Raw genomic sequence first — 15,211 nt, forward strand, 5'->3', positions numbered from 1 at the left:
CCATCGAGCGCGCCTTTCGAGCGCATCGATCATAGTTTATGTGTAAAATGCGCCATAGGCGAATAACGAATAAGTCGCAAGCATCAAGTAATCAAGAGTTAATAAATAGCAACTGCGTATCAAATTGTATAGGGGCGCTTTTAGCCCGCGTCATTAATGGATAAAATGCTACACTAATGAGATATCTATTCAACTATGTCTTAACAGTATCGTCTCTTATTACTTTGACCTAACCCTTAATAACTTACTGCTAATAAAGTGCTGCTATGAAACCTAAATTGCCCCCACGTATTGCCGTTTTGTTAGTGAATCTTGGTACACCAGATGAGCCAACGGCACCTGCCGTACGTCGCTACCTCAAACAGTTTTTGTCAGACCCACGAGTGATCGAGATTCCCAAATTTCTATGGGCTATTATTCTGAATCTATTTGTCTTACCTAGTCGTCCTAAGCGCGTAGCAAAGGCTTACGCCAGTATCTGGGAAGGTGATTCACCGATTCGTAAAATACTAAAAAGCCAAGTTGAGCTATTAGAACCACGTTTGGCCGATAGTGTGGCGCCATTTCGTGTCTCTGTGCATCCTGCGATGAGCTATGGTAATCCTGGTTTGCCTGATGTGATGGACGCGTTACGTGGTGAAGGGGTTGATCACTTTGTTATTCTACCGTTGTTTCCGCAGTATTCTGCCTCTTCAGGCGGTGCCGTATATGATGCGCTGACGAAGTGGACGCTCAAGCAACGCAACTTGCCAAATTATACGATTGTCAAAGACTACTTTGCCCATCCGCTATATATTCAAGCTTTGGCTGATTCGATTCGTCGCTTTCAAGCTATACATGGCAAGCCTGAAAAGTTGATGTTTAGTTTTCATGGTATTCCGCAGCCTTATGCCGATAAAGGCGATCCGTATCCTAAGCGCTGTAAATGTACCGCTGCACAAGTGGCGCATGAACTTGGCTTAACGGAAGATGAATGGATTATCAGTTTCCAGTCACGCTTTGGTAAGCAAGAGTGGGTTAAGCCGTACACCGATGTGGTGTTGGAAGACTGGGGTAAGTCAGGTGTGCGCTCGGTACAGGTGATCAGTCCGGCGTTTTCAGCAGACTGTCTAGAGACACTAGAAGAGTTAGCCATTGAAAACCGTGATAACTTCCTTAATGCTGGCGGGCAAGAGTATCATTATATTCCTGCACTAAATCTTGATGAAACACATATTGAATTGCTTGAAGCGTTGAGTTTGCCATTGGTGAAAGGTTGGGCTGGCACGCTAGATGGCTGGGTTTAGACAGTCGAAGTCGCTGTTTTAGTAAGTTGAATAGTAGAATGAAAAAAAGCACGCTTAATATAGTTAAGCGTGCTTTTTTGGTTTAGAGAGGTAAATTAACAATCGTATTAAGTTCTAAAAATCATCATCGTTGCTACGTTCAGCCGCTTCTCTATCAACAATATCCATCGCATCTGGATAATCGCTGTCATCAAGATTGTCCTGAACCAAAATCTCATCGACACGTGACTCATCGATATTTTGACGATGCGCAGGTGTCAGCCCTTGGGTCGCATCACTACCGACTTCTGAGTTATTAAATCCTGCACTATTATCAATCACATCATCGTTATCGATGGTATGCAGCATAGGATTATCCAAATCAACCAATTGGTTGTCTTGTTCATCCTGATTATTGTTATCTAAGTTATCGACGTTGTCATTATTGTCACGACGATTACCGTCAATATGATCCATCTCTTTTGGTAGTGGGTTTTTTGAATTTTCCATGAATAATTCCTTATTGTAGTTATTAGATGTCGCCATCATTAGAAATAAAAATATCGCGCTGACTTGTTAAAGTCATCGCTCATTGCACTGTAGATAATATGCTTCTCAGTTTGTACGCTTATTCAACTTTTCACTAGTAGTAAGGTGTGACAGGATGTTCAAAAATGTAAGACGATGATTAGAACGCAAAACGACTACTCAAAATGAGTAGCCGTAATTGTTTATGAAATTTCTACTAAGTCTTTGTACGATAGCCAGATCGCTACATAAATAATAAAACTTATAGTGTTAATTATTGGCGTGGTCGAACTTATAATTTAACTTCTGTACCAGACATGACTCATAGTCAGCCAGTTTAAATTGCCATAAATAGGTCAAGGCAATACCATAAATGGCAGTCTCAGCCAGCTCTTCGACAATTTCACCAAATGTATGCGGGAACATAATAGCGTTCTCGCCCATGTACTGAATGATAGCCAGTACAGTAACGCTAAGATAGAGCGAAACTGGCACGTTTTTTAGCACTGCCCATAGGTAATGCCTCGAGTAAACCAGCAAACCAAGCGCGACGAGATAGATAACGGTAAGGACGCTGTCCTCCCACCAGTCATAAGATTGACCAAGCATCGAAAAGTCGCTTGGAACTAGTAAGTCTGGTAGATAGTTCAACTCTCGACGAATGACAGAGACAAATATAAGTACGGCTGCCAGCCAAAAAGCCTTAATTTGTTTGACATGACTTTTCATAACATATTGTGAACTGCGAAATAGGCATATTATCAAAAGCATAATGCCAGGGACTTCAATGATGCCATCTGAACTCAAAATAACTGGCTCCTGCGTATCAAAAAGAATGTGTTAAAAACAAAAAAAAGTGAGCCCAAAGGCTCACTTTAAAGCAAAAATATCGAATAGTTAGTGTTTAACAGATGACCTATTATAAACCCCGTACCTAGATATTACTGTTATGAAATATAACTAACTGGTCATAAGTGATTGTTAATATAAACAATATATAATGACTCATTGTAGTATCAGTTATCAAAAACTCTCATATCTGCAAAATATATAAATAATCGTGCCTTACACGCTTGATAAAATGGCAGTTAGTGACAGTTAATGTCTAGTGCGCCTCATCCCAGTTTTGACCGCTATCAGTCTCGACCAATAAAGGCACTGCAAAGTCGACATTCCAGCCTTTTTCTACTGCCGTAGTTATCAATACATCTTGCATAGCATCGGTAATTAGCTGGCTAACTTCGTCTACTTTATCGGCATCCACTTCAAACACCAGTTCATCGTGAACCTGTAGCAGCATTTTGGCTTGCTCTTTTGGCAGCACTTTATCAACGGCGATCATAGCAAGTTTGATTAGATCAGCAGCAGAGCCTTGTAGTGGCGCGTTAATCGCCGCGCGCTCAGCACCTTGCTTGACCATACGATTGCTATGATTGATATCAGGCGTATAGAGCTTACGGCCCAATATCGTCTCGACATAGCCTTGCTCATAGGCGCTGGCACGGGTATTGATCATATAGTTTTTGACGCCTGGATAGCGCTCAAAGTACATATCGATATAGTCTTGTGCCTCGCCGCGGCTCATCTGTAGCTGCTTGGCAAGTCCGAAGGCACTCATACCATATAGCAAACCAAAGTTAATGGCTTTAGCATTACGACGTTCGGTTGAAGTGACGTCTGCGACATCCTTACCAAGCACTTCGGCAGCAGTCGCCGCGTGAATATCTAACCCTTCGTTAAAGGCATGAGTTAGGTTTTTATCACCTGAAAAATGCGCCATTAAACGCAATTCAATTTGTGAATAATCCGCTGCGAGAATCACGCGGCCTTCTGGTGCGATAAAAGCTTGACGAATTAAGCGACCAGTTGCCGTACGAATTGGGATATTTTGTAAGTTAGGATCTGTCGATGACAAACGACCAGTGCTCGTTAATGCCTGATGGTAGCTAGTATGCACACGATCGGTTTCGCTATCTGCGACATTATCCAGCGCATCGGTATAAGTACTTTTGAGCTTGGACAGTCCGCGATACTCTAGTGTAATATCGACCAATGGATGATCGATTTTTGAGAGTACCGCCTCACCAGTCGAGTATTGACCAGACTTGGTTTTTTTGCCACCAGCCACGCCTAGCTTTTCAAACAGCATCTCACCAAGCTGCTTAGGAGAGCCAAGATTGAACTCTTCACCAGCTACTTCATAAGCGCGTTTTTCTAAGGCGATAATTTCTTCATCGAAGCGTTTTGATAGCTCGTTTAAGAATGAACGTTTAATCAAAATGCCATGCGCTTCCATTTGGCAAAGTATCTCTGCCGTTGGAATTTCTAGCTCATGTAGCAATTTGGCATTATTGGCATCGTTAGCCAGCTCAACGCTGAACACGTCAAATAATTGATAGGTGATATCAGCATCTTCACAAGCATAGTCGCTCGCGATATCGATGGCCACTTGGTCAAAAGTAACTTGCTTAGCGCCTTTACCTGCTACGTCTTCAAAGCTGATGGTTTGCGTTTGCAAATAATGACGTGCCAAATCATCCATACCGTGGCGAGTAGCTGCCGCATTGATGACATAGCTGGCAAGCATGGTGTCCATTGCCCAGTTATTTGGCTGCTCATGTATGGCGCCAACTAGGTCGATATCATAGTGAGCGAGGATGTGCGCATCATACTTTAGATGCTGACCGATTTTACCGATATTAGGATTTTCTAAGACAGGTTTTAAGCGAGCTAATACTGTATCGCGATCAAGCTGCTTGGCAGTTAGCTCATCACCTTCTAGGCTATGCGTAAGCGGAATGTAATAGGCTTCGTGTGCTTGCAATGCGAAAGATAAACCGACGATTTGTGCATCACGCCAATGAACGCTAGTGGTTTCGGTATCAATGACAAAATGCGGAGCAGCTTCTAACAATTCGACCAAGCTATCAAACGCTGGCTCATCGAGTACAGTGTGCCACGCTTTATCATGGTTAGTACTGTCTTTGATGTTGTCAGTATTGGTCGATTGGAGCGATTTTGCTACCTGTGCCTGTGACTCAGTATTGGCTTGGCTATCAGCAACACTTTTAGAGCCATTGGCAGGGTGATTTGGATGATCGAGCGATGCCAGCTCATTTCTAAACTCAAGCTCATTATATAAGTCGCGCAATTCATCTATATGCGCACAAGGATCGGTATTGATTTTTAGATCATTCCAATCTTGACCGATGGCTAAGTTAGTGACGATAGTAGCAAGCTTTCTGTTAAAAGGAATATCGTCAGCATGCTCAATCAGACCTTTCGCCCCACGACCTTTGATAAAGCCAATGTGCTTGAGCATGTTTTCAATATCACCATACTCAACGAGTAGGTCTTTAGCGGTCTTTTTACCGATACCAGGTACGCCTTTGATACCGTCAGAGGCATCACCCATTAGCGTTAAGAAATCGATCATTTGATTTGGATTGATACCGAATTTATCGATTACCGCTGGCGTATCCGTGACTTTACCTGTAAAGCTGTCTTCCAATATTACGCAGTCGTTGACCAGCTGCATCATGTCTTTATCACCCGTTGAGATGACACATGATGGCCTTGCTCGACAGCACGATGGGCAAGTGTACCGATGATATCATCCGCTTCTGCACCCTCGATTCGCAACAGCGGAATACCTAATGCAGTGACCAAACGATGAATATAAGGAATTTGCTCTACTAGCTCGACATCGATAGGTGGACGAGCAGCTTTGTAATCAGCAGACATATGATGACGAAAAGTCGGTGATTTGGTATCGAAGCAAACAGCCATGTGAGTAGGATGATAGCGACGCATCAGCTTTAGTAGTGCGTTGAGTGTACCGCGTATCGCATTGGTGATTAGACCTGCGAGTTTTGCATGGTTTTTGGCAAGGCGTGATAAGTGCGGAACAGATAATAGGAGCCATCAACCAAAATAAAAGGTGGCTGATCTTTGTCTACATGACTGGTATCCATCAGCGCCACATTAGGCATGGTATCGAAGTTCGGTAGTGCTTTGGGGTCAAGCGCTTGGTGAGAGTTGTGGTCGTTATCGGTGGTATTGTCAGCTATGTCATCAGTCATAAAAGTCACTTATCAGCTATTAGATAAAAATATATACGCTTATTATAACGATAAAATCATCGTGTGCCGAACTGCTTAACCGTTACGAGATGTTCTATCGTGTTCTTTTTTATTGAAATCTACACTGAGTTTTCGATATTCTATTTCCGAGACAAATGAATTGGTAAAAACAAAAAAAAGAACCCAGATAAACTGAGTTCTTTTAATGTCTGATGACTATCAACTATTTGTTATTAAATAGTTGATAAGAAATCTTTGAATGCATTATTTTACTTCTGATGAGACTTCGACATCGATGTTACCGCTGGTTGCTTTCGAATATGGGCATACTTCATGCGCTTTTTCGACCAATTTTTGAATCTCGTCAGCAGATAGGTCTGTATTATCAGCGATGACGTGAATTTTTACGGCAAGCTTATATTCATGATTATCACCTTGTAACAGGTCTACAGAGTCTCAACAGTTGAGCCAAATGTTGCGCTTTCCATTTTTTTTGACCACGCCTAAAGCGCCATCAAAACAAGCGCCATAACCCATCGCCAGTAATTGCTCAGGGTTATTACCTTTTTCATTACCGCCTGGTGGTACCATATTGATTTCAAGGTCACTATCGCTTAAGGTTGCTGTACCCATGCGGCCGCCAGTAACAGTAGATTTGGTAGAGTATAAAGATTTCATGACACATCCTTTGTTGTGAGTTTTTATGTTTATATTTAAGTGGTAAATCTTAATATGAGACCTAGCATAACAAATCGCTCACGCAGCTCAGTGCATAGAGAGTAAATATATACTGCTAGTTTGTAAATGAGATTTCGGGCTCAGTTTTATTCGTTTTTAGATTTACAATCTTATCGTACAGTTGTCAAAGAGGTACAATAGCGGTAATGAGCCATATATACGTTATCAGTACAGATAATAGAAATCTGAATCATAAGGACATTGTTTGATGAATAGATGGATTGCGATACCTAGTGTTTGCTTTTTGACGACGCTCGCTTTGATAGGGTGCGAAGAAGAAGACGGCGCTTATGGGACGGCTAGTAGCAAGATTACATTGACAAGCTTTGCTAATAGTTATGATAGCAAAGCCAATGCTACGGCAATTGCGCGAATTGATGAAACGTATCGTACTGGTGCGCGCGAGATCAAAACAACCAATCTCATCAACAGTTATAGCAACCAAAGCCTGAATGATTTAGATAGAACCGTGCTGGCAGATGACTTCGAGGGTCGACTTGAAAATAAAGACATCGAGGTTAATAATCGGACGGTCAAACGCCCCATCTATGAAAAAAACACCAATAACCAGCTAGACTATCAAACTACTTATAAGACGCTCAACTTATCGGGTTTGCATGCGAACAGCTATGTTGCTAGTACAAACGTGAACAATAGATACGGTATTATTACCGACTTAAATAATTATTCTGAAATTCCGACCAATGTTGCTTTTCCTGAAGGGTCAGTTTGTTATATCCCTGTGGTAACCAGTGAGCGTTCGTTTTTGGCTTTTAATGATAAAAACAAGACTGGATACGCCTCCATAGAGAGGTGGATTGAAGTGGCCAAAACCCGCTTTAGTGCTGATAGAGATCATAGAACTTCTCAGTTCGGAGTGGGCGTAGGCAATCAGCAACAAGCCGCGCAAGTCATGTTTTTCGAATACGATGATCAGCCTGCTTATGAATATAACGGTGTTGAGTATGGAAAAGACGTCTATGAGGCAAACTATGTCGCCAAAGGTAGCACTGACCCGAACACAGACAGTCGTTTTGACGTAGTTGATTGTATAATCGTCAATGAAGTAGCTGGCGACTTCTTGGCTGAGCAAATAGAACGCTACTATTGAGATGGAGTGATGGTTATTAGTCGCGCTAATTAAGCAGGATAATCGCAATTTAAAAGCCCAAAAACACGCTTCGTTGAAATAACGGAGCGTGTTTTTTTATACGCTAATTCTGCACCCTGATGCTAAATCCGCTACAATACGCCCATTATTTATTTTATTTATTTAGAGTCACTTCTAAATCACATAACTGTTGAAGCTGAAAATTATGAGCGTAGATCCAAAGAAATTAAACAAAGAAGTTGCTAAGCGCCGCACCTTTGCCATTATCTCGCATCCCGATGCTGGTAAGACCACCATGACCGAAAAACTCCTGTTGTGGGGTCAAGCGATTCAGGTAGTGGCGAAGTAAAAGGCCGTAAGACAGATCGTCATGCAACCTCAGATTGGATGAGCATGGAACAAGAGCGTGGTATCTCGATTACGACGTCTGTCATGCAGTTTCCGTATAAAGACCATATGGTCAACCTACTAGATACCCCAGGTCACGCCGACTTTAGTGAAGATACCTACCGCACTTTGACCGCAGTGGATAGTGCGCTGATGATGGTCGATGGCGCAAAAGGTGTCGAAGAACGAACCATCAAGCTGATGGAAGTGTGTCGTATGCGCGATACACCTATCATCTCATTCGTCAACAAGCTAGATCGTCAGATTCGTGAGCCGCTTGAATTGCTTAGCGAAATCGAAGCCGTTCTAAAAATCAAATGTATCCCAGTGACTTGGCCTATCGGTATGGGTCAAGACTTCATCGGTGTCTATCATCTGACTGAAAATAAAACTTACTTTTATGAAAAAGGTAATGGCGGCAAGATGACGGTCTCTGAGACCCGAGAAGGCTACGATTATCCAGATATCCGTGAGCGTCTAGGACAGTTGATGTTTGACGCTTTTGAAGAGTCGCTTGAGCTGGTACAGATGGCGTTAGAAGAGTTCAGTGTTGACGCATTTTTGGCTGGCGAGATGACGCCAGTATTGTTTGGTACGGCATTGGGTAACTTTGGGGTAAACATGGTACTTGATACCTTAGTCAAGTATGCACCGCCGCCAAAAGCTCATCCAACGACTGAGCGTGAAGTATCAGCCACCGAGACAGATTTTACAGGCTTCGTCTTTAAGATTCAGGCCAATATGGATCCGCGTCACCGTGACCGTATTGCGTTCTTGCGAGTGTGCTCTGGTAAGTACGAGAAGGGCATGAAAATGAAACATGTGCGTCTGGGGAAAGACGTACGTATTGCTGATGCGCTGACCTTTTTAGCAGGTGACCGCGAGGCGCTAGAAGAAGCCTATCCGGGTGATATCATTGGTTTGCATAACCATGGCACCATCTCCATCGGTGACAGCTTCACTGAAGGCGAAGAGTTAAGCTTTACCGGTATTCCGCATTTTGCTCCTGAATTGTTCCGCCGTGTGGTACTAAAAGATCCGCTTAAATCAAAAGCTCTGCAAAAAGGTCTTCAACAATTAAGCGAAGAGGGCGCAACGCAGGTCTTTATGCCGCAGATTAATAATGATTTGGTTTTGGGTGCGGTCGGTGTCCTACAGTTTGAGGTGGTCGCGCATCGTCTCAAAGAAGAGTACAAGGTTCAATGTACCTTTGAGCCAGTATCGATAGCTACGGTACGCTGGATTCATTGCGATGATGAAGTAGCATTGGCGAAGTTCAAGAAGAAAGCTCATGACCAATTATCAATAGATGGTGGTGGTTATTTAACGTACCTTGCACCATCACGTGTTAACTTACAGTTGATGCAAGATCGTTATCCAGAAGTGACTTTTAGCAGTACGCGTGAGCATTAAAATCAGCCACATCGCTGTATTGTTTATCTATTAAGACACGCTAGCCGTGTCTTTTTTTATTGTCTGTTATTTATGTGATAAATGCGAGGAGATAAGCATTTAATTGTCAACAGAACCTTAAAAACACAAACAGTGTTCCTACAATACAGTGCAATTGTTACGGTAGAATGATAAACAACATTTTATATTTATAAAAGAGGACATATGCACACTACGACTCAAATTGATGATAAATCTATATCGGCTGATCTATTTTCGATAAAGGTAAGCCAGAGACGTTCAATTGCTATGTTGACTGGCAGCCTATTATTAAGTGCCGTTAGTATGTCGGTAAATGCAGGAAGCTTTCTTAGTAGCACTGAATATCTACCGTATCAACTACCCAGTAATATACAAGAGACATGTGACAAGCGTGATAACTGTCCAGAGATTGAAGTTAAATATCTCAAAAGCAGTCAAAACTGGATAGATGAGATTGCCAATGCCCGTATCGATAATATGGTCGTTAATAGTCAGATGACAGAGTCAGCACCTATCAAGGGTAAAATCAGCGAAAAAGAAGTTAAAGATGCTCTTGATAGCTTTGTGAGTTCGCAATTCCAAGATATGCCTGATGATGTGTCGTGGGGTTATAATCTGATGGTAGCGCCCAATTATCTAGGTCATGTCGATGACTTTGAACTGTTTGAGATAAGCTCTTACGTCTATACTGGCGGTGCACACGGCATGCCTTATAGCGAGTACCTAGTATTTGACCCAAGTACCAAAAAGCAAGTCACGCTTGACGACATGCTTATCTCAGGTAAAAAACCTCGTTTTGAGGCGCTTGCCTATGATGCGTATAAAGTGTGGGTCAAAACGGTTGCCGAAGACGTGAGCAGTTATGAGAAAAACTGGCCATTTACGTTGAGCGATAATGTGACCTTGACTGATACAGGCGTTAGCATTCGTTACCAGCATTATTCTATCGGCCCATATGCTTACGGTATGCCTATTCTTAATATCCCCTATAGCAAGCTTGACAAAGTTATAAAACCTCACTTTATACCAAAGTAAATACTGTATGGTGTCTGAGGAAAGTACTTAATAAACCGTGCTAGGCAAATATTATTAAAGAAATAGCGACAATACTTATCATCAATTGGCAGTAATATTTTAGAGTTATTATTTTTAGCATCATTGGATATTCAATAGAAAAATAAGGAGTTATAACATGACAAACGAGACAGAAAGTACGAATACGGCAGCAAGTACAACTTGGCAGCTGAATGCATTGACCGAAGCGCTAGGTGACCTAACACTGACGGTTAGTGATAGCTTATCTATAGGTCGTGGTAGTGATAACGACGTAGTCCTAGGTAGCAAGCAGGTTTCTCGCAATCACGCGGTACTCAGTGTGTTAGACGGTCAGCTGTACGTAAAAGACTTAGACTCTTCTAATGGCACGTTTATCAATGAGCAACGTATTGCAGGTAATGAATCTAGTCATCTCAAAGCAAATGATACGCTTGGCTTTGCAAGTTTTAGCTTTCAAGTACAGGCATCTGCTGCGCCAGTGACCACAGAGGAGTTAGTAGCAGATGCACATGAAAATGCTGACACAGCTGCCGTGCTGGAAACTACTGCTAGTGAGCCTGTGACTGAAGAGCAGATAATTGAGGAAAGCGTTCTTGAGGAAGAGCCGATCATAGAGCAAACAGTTAATGAGCCAGTGATCAAAGAGACTGGCATCGAAGAAATGTTACCTGCTACAGATGATACTGTACCTGTAGAGCCTTTACCTGCAGATGCCGGCTCAGATATGACCGAAGAATCAGTAACCCCTACGCACGAAACCGTTGAACCAGTTGTTGAAGAACCAGTTGTTGAAGAACCAGCTGTTAAAGAGCTAGCTACTGAAGAAGCCGTTGCTACAGAGCCAGTTGTCAAAGAAACAGGGATTAATGAAGTACTGTCTGACGCGGAAGCAGCATCGCCTAAGCCAGTAGAAGAAACGCCAGTTGCCACAGAAGGGGTGGATGACACATCTGTACCAACAGCAACTGAAATAGAGGCTGTGACGTCTACAGAGTCATCACATGCAGCATCTACTGATAGCGCGCCAGTGGTAGAAGAGCAGCCAGCAGTGCATGAAGAGCCAGCAGTGCATGAAGAGCCAGCAGTGCATGAAGAGCCAGCAGTCCAAGACGAACACGACAAAACAACAAAAACAGAGTTACAAGAAGAAGCTGACCCTGAAGTTTTAAAAGCCAAACAAGCAGCTAGTGCACAGTTTTCAGGCACGGCTAATTTAGGGCAGCCGCGCGATCTTGGTACCGAAGGCAACAATGCGATGGATCAAGAAATCAGCAACCCTGCACATGCAGGTCATGTAGAGAAAAAAGCGAGCGGCGGCTGGTTTATATGGGTATTTGTGACCATTCTAATTATCGGTTTGGCCTTATGGTTGTTTAATATGGGCGGTGCATAATTCAATTTTACACTCGGTCTTTGTCGTAATTTTTGATAGAGAGCCTTATTGTGCTTACCGTTTTTTTAAACAAATGACTCATTATAGCGTCGATATTTTAGCGAATATTGGCGCTATATTTTATAGAGCAGCTTATAGTTTTGTTATTGCCTATAAGGTGCTAAGAGAGCGCTATTATGATGACTTTTGAAGAATACCAAGCTTTTAGAGATAGAGGCTTTAGTCACGCACCGCTGGTAAAAAAGCGTCTGATGGATGCGCAGACTCCTGTATCTGTATTCTCCAAAGTACGTGATCTAAATGGCTCTGCCTATCTGTTTGAGTCTGTGGTAGGCGGTGAGCGCTGGGCACGGTACTCCATGATTGGATTGGGTAGCGATCTGATTTTGCAGTACGCTGATGGCAATATGACGACCAAGCGAAACGATCATATTGATACAGAGGCAGTAGAGAATCCCTTTGATTACCTGCGTGAGCTGATGGCGCAGTATCATATGCCAACCGCTGAGGATGTGCCAACAATGCCGAGCTTTAGCGGCGGTTTAGTCGGTTACTTTGGCTACGATATGGTACGTGTTATTGAGCCAAGTGTCGGTTTATCTGATGCGCCCAATCCAATGTCGATGCCAGATATGTGCTGATGCTTTCGATGAGCGTTATTGTATTTGATAATTTAGAGAATACGCTATCAATCATCGTCTATGCTGATTGCCAGTCTGAGGATGGCTACAGTTCAGCTATCCGTGAGCTAGAACAAATCGAAGAAAAGCTAGCAGAGCCATCCAATTTGCGCGCACCTGTAATGCCTACGCCTAAATTTATATCGCAAACAGGTGCCAAAAAAATACTGTAGCGATGTCAATAAAATAAAGGATTACATTGCCGCAGGTGACGTCATGCAGGTAGTGCCAGCGCAGCGATTGACAGCGGACTATACAGGCGACTCTCTAGCCGTCTATCGTGCGCTTCGCTACCTTAATCCGTCGCCTTATCTGTTCTTGGTGCATGGCTACACACTCGATGATCACAAACGCTTTGATATTATCGGTGCTTCTCCTGAAATCTATCCCGTATCGAAAATGGCAAGGTGACGGTAAGGCCGCTAGCAGGGACACGGCAACGTGGCCGAGATAAGGCTGAAGACCTCGCGCTTGAGCAAGAGCTGCTAAATGATGAGAAAGAAACAGCGGAGCATTTGATGCTCATTGATTTGGGTCGCAATGATCTTGGCCGCGTTTGCGAATATGGCAGTTTTAAAGTCACAGAAAAGATGTTTATAGAGCGCTACTCACAAGTGATGCATATCGCATCTAATGTTGAGGGTACGATACGAGCTGATAAGGATGCACTAGATGTGTTTTGTGCCACTTTCCCAGCTGGGACGCTATCGGGCACACCCAAAATCCGCGCTATGCAAATTATCGATGAGATAGAACCAGTACGTCGAACAGTATTTGGTGGTTCAGTTGGTTATCTAGGTTGGAATGGTAATATGGACACGGCCATTGCTATCCGTACTGCGGTGATGCGCCGTGGTGAAATACATATTCAAGCCGGAGCAGGGGTTGTCGCTGATTCTATTCCAGAAAAAGAATGGGATGAAACCAATAAAAAAAGCATTGGCATTAATAAAAGCGGTAGAAATGGCCTGTAATGGCTTGCGTATTCGCTAATTAAATAGCCAGTAATGTGACAAAAATAAAGGCTACCAGTAAAAAGCCAATTTATCGTCATATTTTTATTTATAAAAAAAACCAGCTTAATCAGTGACTTAAATATTTATATCAAATTAATTTAAAAAAAAGATGAAAAAGTACTTGCGCATCTCAAAAAAATTTGATAGAATAGCCACCACTTTAAGAGAACAAGCGACTTAGCTCAGTTGGTAGAGCAACTGACTTGTAATCAGTAGGTCGCCAGTTCGATCCCGGCAGTCGGCACCATCTCTCTTAAAGTAGCTTTTTATGAATTTGTCTTAAATGTAAGTCATTTTTGTTCAAAGCAACCTAAGGTGGGGTTGGGGAGCGGTCAAACCCAACAGACTGTAAATCTGTCGCGAAAGCTTCGAAGGTTCGAATCCTTCCCCCACCACCATATTTTCTAAAGTTTGTCATAGCGCCAAGCATACTCTCTATATCTCATAACTCTCGATTAGAGTTATCCTGAATAAGAGTAAATGCGGGTGTGGTATAATGGTAACACCTTAGCCTTCCAAGCTAATGACGCGGGTTCGATTCCCGCCACCCGCTCCATATATACACCATCGCAAAGCATAACAATAAATCATCACGAGAGTCAGTAATTATTGCTGCATCGTGATATTTTTTTAGTGCAACTCAAAGGTTTCAATATACGCTCATATAGCTCAGCGGTAGAGCACTCCCTTGGTAAGGGAGAGGTCTCGAGTTCAATTCTCGATATGAGCTCCATTTATTGTTTATACCTTTTATGCTTGTTTTGCTATTTATATAACTTTGCGTCGATATCGAAATTATAGAATATTGAAATATATAACAGTAGTGCGGTAGACAATGATTCAAAGGTGACACTGAGGTGTTGCCTTTTAGTGCTGTCAGTATATTAATAAATATTGGTTTTGATGGTCTTATATAGAGAAGACTAAAACTAATAGGTCAGTATGCAGACATTAATACATTATTTTTTTGCACTTTGGTTTTCCTCTTTTTATCGCGATTGCGTTTTTTTAGAAAAGAGTGGAAAAAAGTATATCTGATTTTGCTTGCGACCATGCTGGTTGATATAGATCATCTGGTAGCAAACCCAATATTTCAGGCAAATAGATGTAGCATTAATTTTCATCCGTTACATACTTATTATGCGATGCTAGTGTATTTTGCTTTACTCTTTCTTCGTAAGCCTCTTAATATCATTGGAACTGGACTGCTGTTCCATATGTTAACGGATTTTACGGATTGTTTGATGATGTCGGTCAGCTAATATCGCGACCTTGCATATCAAGATAATTATACGGTTATAAGAAAGGTTATAATCAATCGAGCTTTATATCTACTAGTTAGAGAGAAGTTGATTTCGATTAAGAGATGTATGACTATTTAAGACAAGTCAGCGTATAATAACGGATACAAGAATTAGTTCGGAGCATTGTTTAAGCAGTGGTTCGTGCGGTTGATAGCTAGGTTTATGATGATTTAATTCTATTATGAGCCATTAAACAGCTTTTTATTGATCATTCACC

The 15,211-nt window shown here is 42.2% G+C and carries 9 protein-coding genes, 3 tRNA genes and 3 pseudogenes; 10 read left to right on the plus strand and 5 right to left on the minus strand.

Annotation, left to right across the window (positions count from 1 at the left end; translation table 11 throughout):
* The first annotated feature begins 266 nt into the window (after positions 1 to 266).
* A complete protein-coding gene (hemH, locus tag TT11_RS10920; protein WP_261870465.1) occupies positions 267 to 1,286 on the plus strand; it encodes a ferrochelatase in 1,020 nt (339 codons plus the stop codon).
* 114 nt (positions 1,287 to 1,400) lie between these two features.
* Here hemH and TT11_RS10925 read toward each other — a convergent pair whose 3' ends face one another.
* The 5 genes and pseudogenes from TT11_RS10925 to TT11_RS10945 form a co-directional block, all read right to left on the minus strand.
* Positions 1,401 to 1,775: a hypothetical protein gene (locus tag TT11_RS10925; protein ID WP_179799018.1), complete on the minus strand. Its 375-nt coding sequence runs from the start codon at positions 1,773 to 1,775 to the stop codon at positions 1,401 to 1,403.
* A 288-nt stretch (positions 1,776 to 2,063) separates the two neighbouring features.
* A complete protein-coding gene (locus tag TT11_RS10930; protein ID WP_261870466.1) occupies positions 2,064 to 2,522 on the minus strand; it encodes a hypothetical protein in 459 nt (152 codons plus the stop codon).
* Between the two features lie 376 nt (positions 2,523 to 2,898).
* Positions 2,899 to 5,875 (minus strand): annotated as a pseudogene (gene polA / locus TT11_RS10935) (DNA polymerase I).
* Between the two features lie 264 nt (positions 5,876 to 6,139).
* Positions 6,140 to 6,319, minus strand: coding sequence for an OsmC family protein (locus TT11_RS10940; protein WP_370587837.1), 180 nt, complete (start codon positions 6,317 to 6,319; stop codon positions 6,140 to 6,142).
* A gap of 12 nt (positions 6,320 to 6,331) precedes the next feature.
* Complete coding sequence (locus tag TT11_RS10945) at positions 6,332 to 6,553, minus strand: hypothetical protein (protein ID WP_261870467.1); 222 nt, start codon at positions 6,551 to 6,553, stop codon at positions 6,332 to 6,334.
* A 268-nt stretch (positions 6,554 to 6,821) separates the two neighbouring features.
* On the opposite strand from TT11_RS10945, the gene TT11_RS10950 reads away from it, so the two are divergent.
* From TT11_RS10950 to TT11_RS10990, 9 genes and pseudogenes are all read left to right on the plus strand, one after another.
* Complete coding sequence (locus TT11_RS10950) at positions 6,822 to 7,724, plus strand: hypothetical protein (RefSeq protein ID WP_261870468.1); 903 nt, start codon at positions 6,822 to 6,824, stop codon at positions 7,722 to 7,724.
* Positions 7,725 to 7,929: 205 nt separating this feature from the next.
* Positions 7,930 to 9,524, plus strand: a pseudogene (locus TT11_RS10955) (peptide chain release factor 3).
* Between the two features lie 204 nt (positions 9,525 to 9,728).
* Positions 9,729 to 10,580 carry an RsiV family protein gene (locus tag TT11_RS10960; protein WP_261870469.1) on the plus strand — a complete coding sequence of 284 codons (852 nt, stop codon included), beginning with the start codon at positions 9,729 to 9,731 and terminating at the stop codon, positions 10,578 to 10,580.
* 157 nt (positions 10,581 to 10,737) lie between these two features.
* Entirely contained in the window at positions 10,738 to 11,994 is a 1,257-nt protein-coding gene (locus tag TT11_RS10965; RefSeq protein ID WP_261870470.1) for an FHA domain-containing protein, read from the plus strand.
* A gap of 176 nt (positions 11,995 to 12,170) precedes the next feature.
* Positions 12,171 to 13,667 (plus strand): annotated as a pseudogene (locus TT11_RS10970) (anthranilate synthase component I family protein).
* A 337-nt stretch (positions 13,668 to 14,004) separates the two neighbouring features.
* Positions 14,005 to 14,088: transfer RNA gene (locus TT11_RS10975), tRNA-Tyr, on the plus strand.
* Positions 14,089 to 14,172: 84 nt separating this feature from the next.
* Positions 14,173 to 14,246, plus strand: a tRNA-Gly gene (locus TT11_RS10980).
* Between the two features lie 102 nt (positions 14,247 to 14,348).
* Positions 14,349 to 14,423 (plus strand) — tRNA-Thr (locus TT11_RS10985).
* A 307-nt stretch (positions 14,424 to 14,730) separates the two neighbouring features.
* A complete protein-coding gene (locus tag TT11_RS10990; protein WP_261870471.1) occupies positions 14,731 to 14,952 on the plus strand; it encodes a DUF6122 family protein in 222 nt (73 codons plus the stop codon).
* Positions 14,953 to 15,211: the final 259 nt, after the last annotated feature.

The sequence above is a fragment of the Psychrobacter sp. JCM 18901 genome (assembly GCF_000586435.1).
Taxonomy (GTDB): domain Bacteria; phylum Pseudomonadota; class Gammaproteobacteria; order Pseudomonadales; family Moraxellaceae; genus Psychrobacter.